Annotated in this window: 16 protein-coding genes; 9 read left to right on the top strand and 7 right to left on the bottom strand. The window is 39.9% G+C overall.

Features of this window, described 5'->3' with window-relative positions:
• Positions 1 to 21 precede the first annotated feature (21 nt).
• The 3 genes from CDG62_RS10645 to CDG62_RS10635 all read right to left on the bottom strand — a co-directional run bounded on the left by CDG62_RS10645 (position 22) and on the right by CDG62_RS10635 (position 2,927).
• The gene (locus CDG62_RS10645) at positions 22 to 1,887 is read right to left on the bottom strand and encodes a SurA N-terminal domain-containing protein (RefSeq protein WP_087528336.1); all 1,866 of its coding nucleotides are present in this window, start codon (positions 1,885 to 1,887) and stop codon (positions 22 to 24) included.
• A 131-nt stretch (positions 1,888 to 2,018) separates the two neighbouring features.
• On the bottom strand, positions 2,019 to 2,291 hold the full coding sequence (locus tag CDG62_RS10640) for an HU family DNA-binding protein (protein WP_004697018.1): 273 nt from the start codon (positions 2,289 to 2,291) through the stop codon (positions 2,019 to 2,021).
• 168 nt (positions 2,292 to 2,459) lie between these two features.
• The gene (locus CDG62_RS10635) at positions 2,460 to 2,927 is read right to left on the bottom strand and encodes a phasin family protein (protein ID WP_087528335.1); all 468 of its coding nucleotides are present in this window, start codon (positions 2,925 to 2,927) and stop codon (positions 2,460 to 2,462) included.
• A gap of 193 nt (positions 2,928 to 3,120) precedes the next feature.
• Here CDG62_RS10635 and CDG62_RS10630 point away from each other — a divergent pair, with 193 nt between their 5' ends.
• The 8 genes from CDG62_RS10630 to fdx all read left to right on the top strand — a co-directional run bounded on the left by CDG62_RS10630 (position 3,121) and on the right by fdx (position 9,308).
• Positions 3,121 to 3,768 carry a hypothetical protein gene (locus CDG62_RS10630; RefSeq protein ID WP_087528334.1) on the top strand — a complete coding sequence of 216 codons (648 nt, stop codon included), beginning with the start codon at positions 3,121 to 3,123 and terminating at the stop codon, positions 3,766 to 3,768.
• Between the two features lie 113 nt (positions 3,769 to 3,881).
• Positions 3,882 to 4,355: an Rrf2 family transcriptional regulator gene (locus CDG62_RS10625; RefSeq protein WP_004697011.1), complete on the top strand. Its 474-nt coding sequence runs from the start codon at positions 3,882 to 3,884 to the stop codon at positions 4,353 to 4,355.
• 1 nt (position 4,356) lies between these two features.
• A complete protein-coding gene (locus tag CDG62_RS10620; protein ID WP_087528333.1) occupies positions 4,357 to 5,574 on the top strand; it encodes an IscS subfamily cysteine desulfurase in 1,218 nt (405 codons plus the stop codon).
• A gap of 102 nt (positions 5,575 to 5,676) precedes the next feature.
• Positions 5,677 to 6,063: a Fe-S cluster assembly scaffold IscU gene (gene iscU, locus CDG62_RS10615; RefSeq protein WP_004697007.1), complete on the top strand. Its 387-nt coding sequence runs from the start codon at positions 5,677 to 5,679 to the stop codon at positions 6,061 to 6,063.
• 36 nt (positions 6,064 to 6,099) lie between these two features.
• Positions 6,100 to 6,420 carry an iron-sulfur cluster assembly protein IscA gene (gene iscA / locus CDG62_RS10610; protein WP_004697006.1) on the top strand — a complete coding sequence of 107 codons (321 nt, stop codon included), beginning with the start codon at positions 6,100 to 6,102 and terminating at the stop codon, positions 6,418 to 6,420.
• Positions 6,421 to 6,539: 119 nt separating this feature from the next.
• On the top strand, positions 6,540 to 7,055 hold the full coding sequence (gene hscB / locus CDG62_RS10605) for a Fe-S protein assembly co-chaperone HscB (protein ID WP_087528332.1): 516 nt from the start codon (positions 6,540 to 6,542) through the stop codon (positions 7,053 to 7,055).
• A 38-nt stretch (positions 7,056 to 7,093) separates the two neighbouring features.
• Positions 7,094 to 8,953 (top strand): Fe-S protein assembly chaperone HscA, encoded by a 1,860-nt coding sequence (gene hscA, locus CDG62_RS10600; RefSeq protein ID WP_087528331.1) that lies wholly within the window; start codon positions 7,094 to 7,096, stop codon positions 8,951 to 8,953.
• A gap of 16 nt (positions 8,954 to 8,969) precedes the next feature.
• Entirely contained in the window at positions 8,970 to 9,308 is a 339-nt protein-coding gene (fdx, locus tag CDG62_RS10595) for an ISC system 2Fe-2S type ferredoxin (protein WP_004697000.1), read from the top strand.
• 67 nt (positions 9,309 to 9,375) lie between these two features.
• Here the strand turns inward: fdx and CDG62_RS10590 are convergent, their stop codons facing one another.
• The 4 genes from CDG62_RS10590 to CDG62_RS10575 all read right to left on the bottom strand — a co-directional run bounded on the left by CDG62_RS10590 (position 9,376) and on the right by CDG62_RS10575 (position 15,522).
• A complete protein-coding gene (locus CDG62_RS10590) occupies positions 9,376 to 10,839 on the bottom strand; it encodes an adenylate/guanylate cyclase domain-containing protein (RefSeq protein ID WP_087528330.1) in 1,464 nt (487 codons plus the stop codon).
• Positions 10,840 to 10,897: 58 nt separating this feature from the next.
• Positions 10,898 to 11,332, bottom strand: a complete 435-nt coding sequence (locus CDG62_RS10585) for an HIT domain-containing protein (protein ID WP_004696995.1) — start codon at positions 11,330 to 11,332, stop codon at positions 10,898 to 10,900.
• A gap of 231 nt (positions 11,333 to 11,563) precedes the next feature.
• Entirely contained in the window at positions 11,564 to 15,022 is a 3,459-nt protein-coding gene (gene mfd / locus CDG62_RS10580; protein WP_087528329.1) for a transcription-repair coupling factor, read from the bottom strand.
• A gap of 140 nt (positions 15,023 to 15,162) precedes the next feature.
• Positions 15,163 to 15,522 (bottom strand): hypothetical protein, encoded by a 360-nt coding sequence (locus CDG62_RS10575; protein ID WP_162904029.1) that lies wholly within the window; start codon positions 15,520 to 15,522, stop codon positions 15,163 to 15,165.
• A 1,197-nt stretch (positions 15,523 to 16,719) separates the two neighbouring features.
• Here CDG62_RS10575 and putP point away from each other — a divergent pair.
• The gene (gene putP / locus CDG62_RS10570) at positions 16,720 to 18,243 is read left to right on the top strand and encodes a sodium/proline symporter PutP (RefSeq protein ID WP_087528327.1); all 1,524 of its coding nucleotides are present in this window, start codon (positions 16,720 to 16,722) and stop codon (positions 18,241 to 18,243) included.
• Positions 18,244 to 18,291: the final 48 nt, after the last annotated feature.

Here is an 18,291-nt window from a genome sequence, read left to right as displayed (position 1 = left end):
AGGTTTTTTTATGTCATATGATTATTTAATTTTCGCATGTGCTTTTAAGTATTGCACATAATCTTCAGCTTCTTGCTGACCACGAAGTTGTTGATATAACTTCGAAAGCTCAGCCAACTGCTCATCCGTCAACGCACTAGACGTCGTCTTATTTACGTTTGATACTGCCACTACCACCATTTCTGTTGGCAATAATGCGGTTGTTACAGACCACTGTCCTACTTTTGGTGCTGCTTGGCTAAACGCCGCACGCTCAACTGCACGTGGTAAGCCTTGTGAACGAATAAACACTTGCGGCGCAGTAAAGGTTAAACCACTTTTGGCAACAACTGATGCTGCTGGTTGAGTTTTAAAGTCTTTCAAACTTTGCGCAATTTTGGCTTTAGCAGCATCATAAGCTTTTTGTTCAACCAATTTTGCTTTCACACGGGGTGTTGCTTCTTGAAGCGTTTGTACACCTGCCGCATGATAATCACGTACTTTTGCCCAAACTACATCCCCATTTGGAAGTTGAATGCTGCTGGTCGCGTTACGATCACCATTTTTAACGTCATCATTAAACAATTTCACTTTTACGGCTGCATTGCTTAATACAGGATGCTGTGTAGATAAGGTCATTCCTTTCACAGTTTGAACTTGCGCACCCTTAACTTCTTGGGATACTACGTCTAAAGCATCTGAATCAACAACCAGTTCATTTAAACTGTTTACAGTATCTGAGAATGCATTGGCTGTCTTATTCTTTTGAACTTCCGCAGTCAAACGTGCTTTTTCATTTTCAAAAGATGGTAACTTCACAGCTGGCGCATCAATTTCAATGACATGATAACCAAATTCAGTTTTAACAGGCGCTGACACTTGACCTGATTTAAGCGATGCTACAGCTTGGTCAAAAGCATCACCAAAAGTGCCTTTGTTATAAACTGCTAAAGTACCACCATTCGCTTTAGATGAGGTATCTTCAGAATATTGAGCCGCAGCAGCTGTAAAGCTTGTACCTGATTTAATTTTTGCAACAACCTCTTCTGCACGTTTTTTCGCTTCAGCATCTGTCCGTGCATCGGTAGTAATCAGAATATGTTTAACCAAAGGCGCAACATTACCCTTTTGTGCTTCAACAAACTGCGTATAGGCTTGTTGCAACTCCGCCTCTGTTACAGGTGAAGCAACAGCAGAAACACTAGCAGGTGTTAACAACACATAGTCAACATCCACACTTGCCACTTGTTTAAACATAGTTGGGTGTTGCTTGTAATAGTTTTCAATCTCTTGTGCTGAAACCTTGACGTTCTTTTTATATTCATCAAGATTTACATTGGCAAATTGCACAGTACGTTGTTCTGTTTGTAGGTTAGCAATTTGTTGAATATCTAATTTACTCACCAATGCATAATCAACAAAAGTCGAACGCATCATTTTTAATGCATGGTCTTGACGTAAGTTTGCAACGAGCGCATCACTACTCATACCCACAGACTGCAAATAGCTTGAATAACGTGTTTCTGAAAATTTTCCGTTTTCTTGAAAGCTCGGCTGTTGAGCAATCATCTGTTCGATTTGAGTATCACTAAGTGAAATACCCAGCTTTTCAGCCTGTTGTAATAACAAAGTATTTGCGATCAATTGGTCCATCGCTTTGTCTTTAATAAAGCTTTGGTTGAGTAAAGTTTCATCCCCATTGGCATAAGCTAAGAATTGTTCTTTAAAGGAAGCGGTTAAGGTCTCTAATTCCTTTTCAGAAATATCTTGGCCATTGACTGATTTTACAGCGTCTTTTGATCCGCTACTAAAATATCCTTCAATACCTACAAGTGCTAAAGGGGTCAAAAACAAAATGAGCAAAGCTTTGCCCAACCAACCCTTAATAACTTTACGAAAAGATTCCATAAGTATTCCAATATTTTATTTGCCCGAGATTTTAACTGAAAAGCAGCAATGAATGAATGTGTTATCGACACATTTTCTAATGTTTAATAAAAAACGCGCCGAAAAGGCGCGTTTAGTATTTATTTAAAAGATTAAGCAACAGAATCTTTTAAACCTTTACCAGCTTTGAAGCTTGGTACTTTGCTTGCTTTAATTTCTAAAGTAGCACCAGTTTGTGGGTTACGGCCAGTACGTGCAGCACGTTCTTTTACGTTGAAAGTACCAAAACCAACAAGTGTAACTGTATCACCAGACTTAAGCGCTTCAGTGATTGAAGCAATTGTAGCGTCTAAGGCCTTACCAGCATCAGTCTTAGACAATCCCCCTTTCTCTGCAATTGCATCAATTAATTCTGATTTATTCATGTGGATCGCGTCCTCTTAATATCGTTTATTTAAGGTCCAAAAATTTAGTATAAATTACCGTAACGCCTTTATAGCAATGCTTTAGGTGAAAACGCAATACTCTGTATACGCTTTTTTGGAAAATAAATCACAAAAAAACGTTGAAAAAGGTACAAAAGCACAACCAGATCACTTTTTATTCACTTTTTCATTTAACTTCTTATTTTCTTCAATCAAAACATCGATTTTATCATTCAGTTGTAGAATCAGGTTTTCTAAATACTGAATGTCTTTAACTGTGACCAATCCAATCCGATTTAAGGAGTGATTTACCCCACGATCCACAATCTTCTCAACCTTGTCTTTAGTATCCGTCACCGATTCACGCGCTTTTTCAGATACTTTTTCAACCGTTTGGTCAGCAATCTCAGTGGTTTTAGATTCTAACTCTTCGCCAACTTGGACCAACGAGTCAAATAATTTATTACCCTCTTCTTCTGCACGTGAAAAAGCACCCAAACCAGCTAGCCATATTTGCTTGGTATACTTTCTAAAATCTAAACTATTTTTACGGTGAAAATGATGCTTAGTTTTTGTTTTTTTTAAGGTTTCATCTTCTTTTGAAATTTCATCCAACTCTATATCTGCTTTTTCCATTAGCACCATCTCCTGCATGATTTATGTGCAAAAACATCCAAAAAATCTTATAGATTGCACTATAATAGCAAATATTAGACTTGATCGATTTGTAAAACTGTTCTACAAAGCATCTTTATTACATTTTTATTTTTAAGTCTGAAGTTTTTGCGAGCAGGATGCTCATTTCAGGTCAGGATTTAGGTTACTACTTATGAGTGATTCTCAAAAAGAACACAATCAAACACATATGCTACTCACCATGGTGATGATTGTTCTTGAGACGATCTTTTCTCTTATTTTAAAACACGACCGCGTGGTTGCGCTTCACTCTAAAAAATTTGTTGAGCAAAATATTGCGATTAAAATAAATAGCTACCTGCCTTATTTCGACTTCTATATCACCTTCACTGCTCAAGGTGTTTTATTTGACGCTAAAGCACCCGAAAAACCGGTCGATCTAGATGTACGTACCACATTGATGGATTTAATAAAAATTTTCGTCTTTGGAAACCGCCGTAGTATTAAAACAATGCGTATTGATGGTGACATCACCTTAAAAGATGAGTTCCGAGATTTAATTTTACATTTTAGTGCACCTAAAGTTCTTGCTGACTGGAAGAACTGGTTAACCGAACCGGCTGATCCGCAAAATGTGGTTGCATCCAAAAAGCGTATTGCACCACTTTTAGAGAAAATTGAAGAACAACGTTCTAAAATCAACACTCTACAGGTTGAAGTGAAGCAATACAAAAATCGTATCCGCCGTATCGAGCAACGTCAAAAACGTATAAATATCACATTTTTTGTGTTTTCTATACTTTTGATTAGCTTATTGGTATATAATATTTGGCTTGCATAACTACATAATATTTCAAGCAAATTAAATACGCATAATCCCTATTAAAAAAACTTGACTATTTTAGTCAGGATTCTTAAAATCGGCACATCTAGTCTAATCATGTGTATCGAATCATGCGCTTAACAACTCGCGGACGCTACGCAGTGACTGCTCTACTTGATTTAGCTTTGCAGCCAACTGAACAAACGATCACGCTTGCAGAAATTGCAGCTCGTCAAACTATCTCTGTTGCTTATCTTGAGCAGTTATTTGCGAAATTAAAGCGCCACGGCTTAGTTTCTAGTATTCGTGGTGCCAACGGTGGTTACCATTTAGCTCGTCGCGCTGATGAAATTACGGTATTAGCAGTTATTGAAGCTGTAAACGAAACAGTTGATGCCACTCGCTGTGACCATAAAGGCAACTGCCAAAATGGCGCAATGTGCTTAACTCACGATTTATGGCAAGAACTCTCCCATCACATTGCCGACTATCTCGCTAAAATCACTCTTGCTGACCTTGTAGCACGTGACAACGTTCAAAAAGTTGCCATTCGCCAAAATACAGCACCCTCAGATTCAGCCCTTTTATCGGTAACAGGTATTTGACATGAAACGTCCAATTTATCTTGATTATGCAGCAACAACTCCTGTAGACCCGCAAGTCGCTGAACGCATGATGGAATGTCTGACATTTGACGGCACATTTGGCAACCCAGCATCGCGTTCTCATGCTTACGGTTGGCAGGCAGAAGAAAAAGTAGAGTACGCACGTGAACAAGTTGCGAACTTGATCAAAGCAGATCCACGCGAAATCGTTTGGACTTCTGGTGCAACTGAATCAGATAATTTAGCTCTTAAAGGCGTTGCACAATTCTATGCGTCTAAAGGCAAGCACATTATTACAAGTAAAATTGAACACAAAGCTATTTTAGATACTTGCCGTGAGCTTGAGTCTGAAGGTTTTGAAATCACTTACCTTGAGCCACTTCCAAACACGGGCTTAATTACCCCTGAAATGGTTGAAGCAGCTATTCGTCCAGACACTATTCTTGTTTCACTTATGATGGTAAACAACGAAATTGGTTCTGTGACTGATGTTGCGGCAATTGGTGAGATTACTCGTGCACACAAAATCTTCTTCCATGTCGATGCGGCGCAAGCTGCAGGTAAAGTTGAAATTGATCTTTCAACCATGAAAGTAGACCTTATGAGTTTCTCTGCTCATAAAATTTATGGCCCTAAAGGTATTGGCGCACTCTATGTACGTCGCACTCCACGTGTTCGTTTAAAAGCGCAAATGCATGGTGGCGGTCATGAACGCGGTATGCGTTCTGGTACACTTGCAACACACCAAATCGTTGGTATGGGTGAAGCATTTGAACTTGCAGGTAAAAACTTAGCTTCTGAACAAGCACGCATTCGCGTACTTCGTGACAAGCTTTGGAATGGCTTACAAGACTTAGAACAAATTTTCTTAAACGGCCACCCAACACAAAACGTTGCGAACTACTTAAACGTAAGTTTCAACTTTGTTGAAGGTGAATCGTTAATGATGTCGTTGAAAGATGCTGCTGTATCTTCGGGTTCAGCTTGTACTTCAGCAACATTAGAACCTTCTTATGTATTACGTGCACTAGGTTTGTCTGACGAACTTGCGCACAGTTCAATTCGTTTCAGTTTTGGTAAATACACTACTGAAGCAGACATTGACCATGTACTTACAGTAACACGCTCTGCGGTTGAGAAACTTCGTGAACTCTCTCCACTTTGGGACATGTACAAAGAAGGTATCGACCTTTCTACAGTTGAGTGGGCTGAACACTAATTTTTCCATTGAAGTCATTCACATACTGGATGGCTTCATTGAAAAATCAAGTTTTGACCCCATATTAATATTAACGCTGACCCCGAGGTTTGGAGACGCATCATGGCTTATAGCGAAAAAGTAATTGACCATTACGAAAACCCTCGTAATGTAGGTGTATTAGACAAAAATGCTGAAAACGTAGGTACAGGTATGGTCGGAGCACCTGCATGTGGCGACGTTATGCGTTTACAGATCCAAGTAGATGACAACGGTGTGATTGAAGAAGCACGTTTCAAAACTTATGGTTGTGGCTCTGCTATTGCATCAAGCTCTTTAGTGACTGAATGGCTAAAAGGCAAAACTTTAGATCAAGCTCAAGCGATCAAAAACATTGATATCGCAACTGAACTTGCGCTTCCTCCAGTAAAAGTACACTGTTCTGTACTGGCTGAAGATGCTATTAAAGCTGCTGTTGAAGACTACCGCAGCAAAAAATCTAAAGCTTAATTGCTTCGCATTTTAAAGAAAGATTAGGGAGTTTTCATGATCAACTTAACTGAAAATGCTGCAACTCATATCAGCAATTATTTAAAAAATCGCGGTAAGGGTGAAGGTATTCGCGTTGGCGTGAAAACTTCAGGCTGTTCTGGTTTGGCTTATGTGCTTGAATTTGTCGATTCAATTGATGCACATGACACCACCTTTGAGCAGTTTGGGGTGAAAGTATTTGTAGACCCAAAAAGCTTGGTTTATCTTGATGGTATGGAGATGGACTACGTGAAAAATGGTTTAAACGAAGGCTTTGAGTTTAACAACCCAAACAAAAAAGGCGAATGTGGCTGTGGTGAATCTTTCACCGTATAACAGTTCATCAACTTGCCTTTCAACATTAAAACAGTGTGTATCACACTGTTTTAATTGTATTTACATAGAATGTTTTTGCTTTCGCAACAACCCCCAATTTAGCGCGGAATCCCTCTCCTATGAATCATTTTGAGTTGTTTAACCTCCCAGTAGCACTCGATATTGATTTAGCAACCTTAAAATCAGAATTTTTAAAGTTGCAGCAACAATATCACCCAGATAAAGCCCTCGATAAAGATCAAGCCCTCATAAAATCAAGTGAGATCAATCAAGCATTTAAAGTTTTATCTCAGGTTGATAGCCGTGCAGGATATTTATTAGGATTAAAAAAACAAGATTATCATCTTGATCAATCCATCAATGATTTTGAATTTCTCCAGTCTGCCTTAGAAATTCGTGAACAACTTGATGAAGCGCATTCGGCAGATGAATTACAATCACTCAAATTAGACGTTCAACAATGGATTGATGGTTTAGTCCGCGAATTTAAAATTGATTTTGAAGAGGAAGATTGGGCTGAGGCACGTGATGATGTCCGCAAACTTCGCTTCTTTGTAAAAGTCATGCATGACATAGATAAAGCTGAAGATCGTTTTGAAGATGATGATAGCTTTGATTTAGATGATGAATTTTAACTTATTTTTTAATTTTTGACGCTCAAAGGATGTAACACATGGCTCTCTTGCAAATTGCAGAACCTGGACAATCAAGTGCGCCACATGAACACCGTATTGCCATTGGTATCGACTTAGGTACAACTCACTCTCTAGTTGCAACTGTACTTTCAGGCAAAGCAAAGGTTTTGCATGATGAACAAGGTCGTGTCTTACTCCCATCGATCGCGCATTATGGTGTAAATCAAACCCAATATGGCGACGAAGCAAAACCATTTTTGACTGCTGATCCTAAAAACACCATCGTTTCAGTCAAACGTTTTATGGGACGCTCTAAAGCTGACATTAAGTTTCAACACCCCTACACTTTAGTGGGTGAAGATAATCAAATGCCCGCTTTTGAAACATCTCAGGGCCGCAAAACCCCTGTCGAAGTGTCTGCTGAAATTTTAAAGCAATTGAAAGATCGTGCTGAAGCAAGCTTAAAAAATGAAGTCAATGGTGCAGTGATTACCGTTCCTGCATACTTCGATGAAGCTCAGCGTCAAGCAACACGCGATGCTGCACAACTTGCGGGTTTAAACGTATTGCGTCTTTTAAATGAGCCTACTGCTGCTGCAGTTGCATATGGTCTCGACCAAGACACCAATCTTGCACATGACCATAACTATGTAATTTATGACTTAGGTGGCGGTACGTTTGACGTTTCCATTCTACGCTTTTCACAAGGGGTGTTTGAGGTCTTAGCAACAGGTGGCCATACCGCATTAGGTGGTGATGATCTTGACCGTTTAATCGTAAAATGGGCGAAAAAAGAACTCAACATTAAGCAGTTCGATGATACTGAATATGCACATGTTTTGGGTGCTGCGCGTAAAGCCAAAGAGGCTTTAACAAACGCAAAAAGCGTACACTTGCAAGTGCTAGAGCATAGCTTAACGCTTGATCGTGCGACATTTGAAAGCATTATCAAAGTTGCTTTAGATAAGACGATTAGCGTGTGCAAACGCGTCCTCCGCGATGCGAAGCTTGAACTCAGTGACATTCAAAACGTGGTTTTGGTCGGTGGTTCAACTCGCTCTTATGCTGTACAAGACACTGTACGTGATGTGTTTGCTCAAGAGCCATTGTGTACCATCAACCCAGATGAAGTTGTTGCCATTGGTGCATCAATTACTGCTAACCAGTTGATTGGCAATACAGTCGATGGCGCATTACTGCTTGATGTAACTCCGCTTTCTCTCGGTCTAGAAACCATGGGGGGCTTAGTTGAACGTCTTATTTCACGTAATACCGCAATTCCAGTTGCACGTCGTCAAGAGTTCACCACCTACCAAGATGGCCAAACCGCGATGCTGATCCATGTGGTTCAAGGTGAACGTGATTTGGTTGAGCATTGCCGTAGCTTAGGTCACTTTGTGCTTCGTGGTATTCCACCAATGACTGCGGGTCAAGCACGCATTGAAGTAACCTTCCAAGTGGATGCCGATGGCCTACTAACGGTTTCAGCTAAAGAAACAACCTCTGGCGTACATGCGCAAATTGACATCAAACCATCATATGGTTTAGCTGATAGTGACATGGAACGCTTACTACTCGATGGTTATAAGTTTGCTGAAGAAGATAAGAATCTTCGTCACTTACAAGAAACCAAAGTTGAAGCAAAACGCGAACTCGAAGCTTTGGAACAAGCCTTGAAAGCAGATGCTCACCTACTCACGAGTGAGCAACAAGTTGCATTAAATGTGGCCAAAGCTTCATTAGAAGCGACACTTGAAACAACAGAAATCAAAGCAATTGAATCTGCTGTTGAACAGCTTAAAATACACAGTGATGCTTTTGCAGCAGCACGTATGAATCAGCATATCGATGCAGCGCTGAAAGGCACAAAACTCGACGACTGGTCAAACTCAAACTAATTTATAGGTAAAGACTATGCCACGTATTAAAGTTCTCCCACATGCGCAAATCTGCCCAGAAGGTGCTGAGTTTGAAGTTGAACAGAATGCAAACCTTTGTGAAAGCTTACTGAAAAATGGAATCAAGATTGAACATGCGTGTGATATGTCTGCTGCATGTACAACCTGTCACGTTGTGGTACGTAAAGGCTTTGACAGCTTAGAAGAAATGAATGATGTTGAAGCTGATCTATTGGATCGCGCTTGGGGCTTAGAACCTGACTCTCGTTTGTCTTGCCAAGTAAAGTTAGTGGATGAAGACTTAGAAGTTGAAATTCCTAAATACACGATTAACCACGCGTCTGAAAATCACTAATATTCAAAGCGTAAAAAAGCCACTCATCGTAGTGGCTTTTTTACGCTTTGAATCTCATATCATCAAATTAATGATATTCATTTTTCTGAACAGGCTCTATTACCTCATCTTCAAGATTGAGTTTGACGATACCTTGTGAGTTGGTCATCTTTTGTTGGGTTTGAATGCGTTGAATCATTTTCTCCAAGACTTGAATCAACTGCGGATATTCAAAATTTTGCACTTCATCTAAGTTCAGCAGTAAATGAAACCCTTTATATTCATAATCAAACCAGCGTTGATAGTCTGATTTTTGTGATGTATATTTTTCAACCACTTGCCAGGTCTTCACAGCACCTTTAATCCCCTTAAGAAAAATTGGCGCTTTGGGTGCACAAAGATAGTCGTTTTTAACCAAATTATGCGTATCGTCCGAAATTAAGATTTCATCCACTTGCGCTGCACTTTGTAAACGTGCAGCAAGATTTGCATCACGACCAACAATGGTATAAGCCATACGGTGCGATGCGCCATAGTTCCCTACGTGACAATACCCTGTAGAAATCCCCATACGAATATGCAATGGCGGATAACCCATTTTCACCCAACGCTCACGCAGGATTTTCATTTGCTGACGCATCGCCATGGCCATTTCCAAACAGTTTTGAGCATCACGCTCTACACCTTCGGAATTAGGATCACCAAAGAACACTAAAATTGCATCCCCCATGAATTTATCCACAGTGCCTTCATATTGCTTGGCAATCTCGGTCATGTGTTTTAAATAATCATTGAGTAGAAATGCTAAATCATCTGGAATTAAGCTTTCAGAAAGCTCCGTAAAACCCTGAATATCTGAAAAGAAAACTGTCAGTTTTTTACGTTTGTATTCAATTTTCGCCTCAGACTCACCTTTCATGATCGATTGCCACAACTGAACAGGTGCATAGCGACTCAGTTGATTGGCAAATTCCATGTAACGGTTCATTTGATCAAAATAATGATTTTTCCGGCAATAAATGTCTTGCATTTGGTTGCGCTGATAATAACTACCCACGCCAAAATAAGTGGTGAGGCACAAAAAGCCCAATACGATCAGTTCAGTACTGGTAGCCTCGAAGTATTCACCAAAACCAAAGACAAAGATAATTGAAATATAAAAGACAACCACCCCAATCAGGCTGGCCAAAGACACCATCAAAAAAGAAATTTTGTTGCTAATAGCTGTATAAAGCATAGCAAAAATGGTTAAAAATGTAAGTACGATACTAAGATGTACAGCAGCTAAAATGATCGCTGTAATGACAATATCAATAACAAACATCACACCACGTCGCATCGTATTATTGAAGCGATAACCTAACCACCTTGAAAATGGTGGTGTGATCAATAATACAATGAGCAACAGCAACGGCACGTAAATCTGGTATTGCGTATCAGCCATCGTATAATGATAGACGATAGTTATTAAAGACAGCATGCCATATCCCATCACACGATGGAAATATTCAAATTGTTTGGGCTCTTTAGATAACCAATCGTCTAATGGCACTGCTCATTCCCCACTATTTGCACGATCAAATCATCCCTGATTTGATTTCTCACGTGTATTAGTCCATACGCCAATCGAATGGCATATCACCTTGACCACGTAGTGCAAGCATTAAAGTTTGACGCATATGCGCAAGCACTTCATTGCTATAAGGAACAGCGGGTGTACCCCAAACTGGTTTTGGCCATGCGACGTCGTTTTGATAACGCACAACATGGTGGAAATGGAGCTGCGGAACCATGTTACCTAAAGCAGCAACATTCATTTTGTCAGCACGGAATACACGAGCCAATTGGCTTGATAACCAACTTGACTCACGTAAAAACTGTTCTTGGTCGGCTTGACTGAGCTCATATAACTCAGTGATGCCTGGCACGCGTGGAATTAAAATTAGCCACGGGAATTGCATATCATTCATTAAGCGACATGTTGAAAGTGGAAAGTCGCCTACAAAAAACGTATCTTGAGCAAGTTGTGGATGCAAACTAAACATATCTTTATAAATGATGCAAATTAGAATAATGGCTAATACTATCACATACAATCAGAGGTGAATATTGCAAGCAATGTGTTTCAACACAAATAAACTACGTTTTAATTTGAACTACATCACATTTATTACTTTAATAAATTTCATCAAAAAATCAAGTCTTTCTTTTTATAGCGTAAGTCCGCAAGAAAGACCTGATATCTGTATGAAATCACAGCAAATCAAAGCTAAATTTTAATGCAATTCTTTCAACAAACTTTCCAATAAGTCATTGATAAATTGAATCCGTTTTTCATATTCCTCTAGCATCACCATAACCTTTAATCGCTGGCCACCCTCCATCCTAAAAAAGGTCGGGTGTTTTTGCATCATCTGAATAATACTAATCGCCTGAACGGGAGTATCAGGTGAAAATTCAATCGCACCTCCATTAGCAGCAATATCCACCTTGGTAATACCCAATATTTCTGCTTTCAAACGCATCTGATGCACAGCAAAAAGCTGCTTCACAGGTTGTGGCGGTATCCCAAAACGGTCAATCAACTCCATACGAATGTTATCGAGTTTTTCCTGACTATCTGTATTACTAATGCGCTTATAGAACAATAAACGCTGATGAACATCCCCTAGATATTCATCTGGAATCAAAGCCGGCATATGTAAATTGATTTCTGCGGTCAGTGAGAGTGGCGCCTCGAAGTTTGGAGTTTTACCCTTTTGAATAGCTTTGGTCGCCTTTTCAAGCATCTCCATATATAAACTATAGCCAATAGCTTGCATGGATCCACTTTGTTGCTCGCCCAATAACTCACCCGCTCCGCGAATTTCTAAGTCTTCCGTCGCCAACATAAAGCCCGCGCCTAATGTCGACGCCCGCTGAATCGCATCTAATCGTTTTTCAGCATCACCTTTCAACCCTTTGATGGATGGCACCAACAAATAGGCATAGGCTTGGTGATGCGAGCGCCCTACACGCCCACGCAGCTGATGCAACTGTGCTAAACCCAGCTTATCTGCACGTTCAATTAAAATAGTATTGGCATTCGGAACATCAATCCCTGTTTCAATAATGGTTGAACAGACCAACACGTTATATTCTTTATGGTAGAACTGCTGCATGACTTGTTCTAACTCGCGTTCACGCATTTGACCATGTGCAACAGCCACACGTGCCTCAGGGAGCAACTCTCGAAGACTCTCCGCTGCACGTTCAATCGTTTCCACTTCATTATGCAGGAAATAGACTTGTCCACCACGCAGTAACTCACGCAAGATGGCTTCTTTAACTGAATCACCCGTATGTTCTTGCACAAAAGTTTTTACGGCTAAACGTCGTGCAGGTGGTGTGGCAATAATGGATAGATCGCGCATGCCGCTAAAGGCCATATTCAAAGTCCGTGGAATTGGAGTTGCGGTCAGAGTCAACATATCCACATCTGCACGCATCGCTTTAATCCGCTCTTTATCGCGTACACCGAAACGATGTTCTTCATCCACAATCATCAAGCCTAAGTCTTTAAATTGGACACTTTCTTGTAGAATTTTATGCGTACCAATCACAATATCGACTTTGCCCTCAACTAAGTCTTCGATCGTTTTGGTATGTGATTTACTGCTGCCAAAACGTGATAAAACTTCGATACGAATAGGCCAGTCTGCAAAACGATCTTTAAACGACTCGTAATGCTGTTGGGCCAGCAACGTCGTCGGCACCAAAACCGCCACTTGTTTGTTGTTCTGCACGGCTAAAAATGCTGCGCGCATCGCAACTTCGGTTTTACCAAAGCCTACATCACCACAAACCAAGCGATCCATAGGTTTGGTCAGTTGCATATCATACAAAGTCGCCTCGATGGCATTAGCTTGATCGAGTGTTTCCTCATAAGCAAAGCCACTGGCAAACTGCATATATTGACCTTGATCCAACTCAAAACCAAAACCTGGTTTAGCTTGACGACGGGCTTGGATATGCAATAATTCCGCTGCTACATCATGGATTTGCTCCAACGCTTTACGTTTTGCTTTACTCCAAGCATCAGTACCCAGCTTATGCAAGGGTGCTAAGTCTGGATCACCGCCACTATAACGGCTGATCAAATGCAAATTGGTGACAGGAACATAGACTTTGGCAGCATCGGCATAATCGAGCTGCAAGAACTCATAGTCTTGCTCATCAATACTTAAAGTGACTAAGCCCGCATAACGCCCCACACCGTAGTCGATATGCACCACCGGTGCATCCATACTCAACTCAGTCAAACTACGGATGAGAAACTCTTCGGAAACCTCTTGCTGACGTTTACGACGACGCTGTACAACACGATGCTCATACAACTGATTTTCAGAAATGATGCTAATACTGTCGTTTAATACTAAGCCACGTTCTAATGGTGCACTGGTAATTGCTATGGCATGTAAGGATTTTTGAAATTCCGTAAAATTCTCGACATTAGGAATCTCCCCCAATGTGGCACGCAAGGCATCTTTTAAAGTTTCACGACGCCCAGCGCTTTCAGCAACCAGTAATACTGGATGATTAGCAACATCAATATACTGTTTAACTGCATGAAAGGGCTTTTCATGCTTAGGATCGACCGCTAAACGTGGCGGAAGTGCGGTGTTTAAATTGATCACACCTGCTTTTAGATCAAAAGCATCAACTGAGGCAATAATGCGGGGAAAGGTATTGAGTTGTTCTAAAACTTGATTAGTCGAAATAAAAAGCTGGTTAGGGGCTAAAATTGGCTGGTCAACATTATGGCGACGGTCTTCATAACGGCGATCGACTTCTTTCCAAAAACTATCTAAACCATCATCAACTTGCTTGTCTGTAATTACAATAGAATGACTTGGTAAATACGAAAGTAGTGTACTTTGAGCTTCCATCTGCGCAGCACTGAAAAAAAGCGGAAAATAGAACTCAATCCCTGGGGATGCAATCCCTTCTAACACATCCTGATAAATTGGATTTTTCTTTGGATTTGCCGTAGGAAACATTTCTGCATAGCGATCACGAAACATGCTGCGAGCTTCTTTCAGCGGAAACTCTTTAGCTGGTAATACCGAAAATTGTTTTAAATTTTGTGTAGTGCGTTGTGTTTCAGGATCAAAAAACTTGAGGGTTTCAATTTCATCATCAAACAAATCGATACGAATTGGTGCAGCTTGACCTGAGGCATAGATATCCATAATGCTACCCCGAACCGCAAATTCACCATGATCATATACTGTGTCGACCAAATGATAGCCTGCTTGAATCAAACGCTTCTTCTGCTGTTCCAATTCAAACTTTTGACCAACATGAATATCAAAATGTTCTCCCAACAGCCACGAAGTCGGCGCTACACGCTGCGCCAAGGTCGAAGCAGAAATCAGTAAGACCCCTGTTTGCGGCATATTAGATAAAATTGCGAGACGCTCAGACACAATATCCTGATGCGGAGATAAACGGTCATAAGGCAGAATTTCCCAGTCTGGAAAAATGGTCGGTCGAATACCATAAAATTCAAATTCACTTTCGAGTTGTGCTAAGTGTTGATTATTTTTTGCCACAACGACAAAGAGCTTTTTATTTTGTGTACTTAGCGTTTGAATGAATAATGCAGCTGAAGAGCCGAGCAAATTTCCCAGCCAACGTTTTTCGCCTGCTTTTAGTTGTTGCACATTCAGTTGGGAGATTTCTTCTTGGAACATGGACATAGCTTTAGCGTTTAAAAACATGCGTCATATACTAGCATGATGTCCTCTCGCTGCATGTTATTTTTCACGACAATAACAACATCAATCTAGCGCTAAGTCCTTTTTACAATTCAGATTTATGGTTTTTTAAAAACTTACTTTTTGTCACGTATAAACTGGTAATAATAGTCATTGAGTAGCTTAATCATTCGCTTTAGCTCAGTTAAGTTTTCAAGATTATTGCCTAAACGTGCGACAAATCGTTCATTGGCAATTTCCAAGTCGATTTTTTCATTGATTAACATAGCACTATAAAAAAGTGCATTGAGGTCATCAAACTGACTAATTCTACGATTTGAAAAATAAGTTAAGCGCTCAGCATGTATAGCATTTAGCTCAATACCTTCAATGATGAAGCCTTTTTCATCACTATATTCAATATGATGCTGCTGTAAAAATAGTTGTTCTGGCGCATCTTTATTAAATTTAAATAATTGACTTAATTTACTCAGCATATACATCTAATCATGGTTATTCATTTGAGCTTATTGTAGGTCTAACTGCTACCTTTTGTTAGCATGGATTGCTTTAAAAGTATTAAAACAGCCGATTGACTACTTTTATACCTATATATAGCTATAAATTTCTTAGCTGACTTGTGCTAAAGGTACAATCTTCAGCATCACTTTATTTAGAAAGCAAATTTATAAAGGAGAAAATTCAACCTAACCGCTCTTAAGTCAACAACCCTTACTCCGATACCACTTGCTGAATCGTTTTGTTTTTCCGCAATACACTATTTGTCCATTTCATCACATTTCGCATAATCTTTGATTGGATTAAACAAAGTGACAATACCAAGACTAAGCATAACTGTATCAAAGCATACGTTTTCATTGGTTTAAATATATTTGCTATCAAAGACTGCAATACCACGATATTTTGCTAAACGTAGCGCCGTTAGATAGCCATCATTGCGATTTATGAACATACGAATTGAAGTGAATAACATCTTACTTACTTTTAGAAAGTAAAAAATATTTCCATATAAGATGGGATCAACACTTCGTTGCTATTTATTAAAATACTCGCTTCATCTTGATAGATCGCTAAAGGAAAAGCGTATGTCTGACATTTAGGAGTTTGGTTCCATGCTCCCACAATATTGGGAAAGATTTAGTCAAATTTACAGCTAATGTATGCCGATTCTATTTTCAATTACGCCAACGCATACAGAAAATGCAAATGAATTCCCACTTTCTAATAAAATATTTGAAAGTTTTCCAATGCATTTAAAGCATAAAAGTCTTAACAAAATTAGTTCAATGGTGAAATATTCATCTTTCCCACCTCTTTCATGACCATAAATACATTTCATAAATGAAACACTTTATATGTAAATACGTCTATTTTGCATGTAATGTAATTTTGCGTAAGCAATAAAAAAGCAAAAATTATAACTAGCCTGCTGATTTTATGAAATAAAAGCTTAGAATTTCACTCACCCTGTAAAAATGAATAACAATTGATCAATAAACAACATATTTTCAACAACTTATTGTTTAATTTTAAAAAACAATTAATAATTACATAAACCATACAAAAACACCCCACAACTGTTACAGAGTGTAATTTTATTTTTATGCTTGAATCGCCGTCTCAAACAAAGCGATTAAAAAATCTCCCAAGTTAGATTTTGCCAAGGAATGCCTATGAGTCAAATTAACCCCACCCTCGTCACATTTTTAGTTTATATCATTGCCATGGTTGGCATCGGTTTGTATGCATACAAGTCTACAAACAACTTTGATGATTACATCTTAGGTGGTCGTAGTTTAGGAAGCATGGTTACTGCGCTTTCTGCAGGTGCATCAGACATGAGTGGCTGGTTACTAATGGGCTTACCGGGCGCAATTTATTTGTCTGGTTTGTCTGAAGCGTGGATTGCTGTAGGTCTAATCATCGGTGCATGGCTAAACTGGTTATTGGTTGCAGGACGTTTGCGTGTACATACGGAAGTCCAAAACAATGCCCTCACCCTACCTGATTATTTCACGGGTCGTTTCGCAGATCGTAAACGTATCTTGCGTATGATCTCTGCGATCGTTATTTTAGTATTCTTCGCCATTTACTGTGCCTCAGGCATGGTGGCTGGCTCACGTTTATTTGAAAGCATCTTTGGCTGGGACTACACTACTGCTCTTTGGATTAGTGCAATTGCAACCATCAGTTATGTATGTATCGGTGGGTTCCTTGCTATTAGTTGGACCGATACCTTCCAAGCAGGCTTAATGATTTTTGCTTTGCTGCTTACACCAATCATGACTTACCTTGCGATTGATGGTAATGCCGCACAATTCACAATCCTGCTTGAATCTGCTCGCCCACAAGCAATGCACATTGTCTCTGAACTCAGCACTGTTGCCATTCTGTCATCATTGGCATGGGGCTTAGGCTATTTTGGTCAGCCACACATTTTAGTGCGCTTTATGGCTGCGGACTCTGTGAAAACAATTCCTGCTGCGCGTCGCATTGGTATGACATGGATGATTTTATGTCTAGGTGGTGCAGTCGGCGCAGGTTTCATCGCAATTGCTTACTTCCAACAGCACCCTGAACTGGCGGCTGTGGTTTCTCAAAACCCTGAAACTGTGTTCATGGAACTGACCAAAATTCTCTTCAACCCATGGGTGGCGGGTGTAATTCTAGCTGCAATTTTAGCTGCGGTGATGAGCACATTAAGCTGTCAGTTACTGGTTTGCTCTACAACATTGACAGAAGACATGTACAAAGCATTCATCCGCAAAACTGCTTCTCAAAAAGAATTGGTCTGGGTGGGTCGTTTCATGGTTCTTGCAGTTGCTGTTCTTGCAATTTGTTTAGCAAGCAACCCTGACAGTAAAGTTTTAGGCCTTGTTGCTTATGCATGGGCAGGTTTTGGTGCGGCATTTGGTCCACTGATTATCTTGTCTTTGTTCTGGAAGCGCATGACTTTGAATGGTGCTATTGCAGGTATTATTGTTGGTGCGGTAACCGTGATTGTGTGGAAAAATACATTAGGACACTTAGGTCTATATGAAATTATTCCAGGCTTTATCTTCTCTTGGATTAGCATTGTCGTTGTAAGCTTAATGGGTAAAGCCCCTGAAGCTGAAGTGGTACAACGCTTTGAACAAGCAGACAGCATGTACAAACAAGCAATGGCTGAAATGAAAGAAGAATCTACACAACGTTAATTGAACGTGTAGATCAACAAAAAAAGGGGCTTAAAAGCCCCTTTTTTT

It is taken from the genome of Acinetobacter sp. WCHA55 (genome assembly GCF_002165305.2).
Lineage (GTDB): Bacteria > Pseudomonadota > Gammaproteobacteria > Pseudomonadales > Moraxellaceae > Acinetobacter.
The sequence above is the reverse complement of the archived record's forward strand: the minus strand, read 5'-3'. Positions and strand labels throughout refer to the sequence as shown.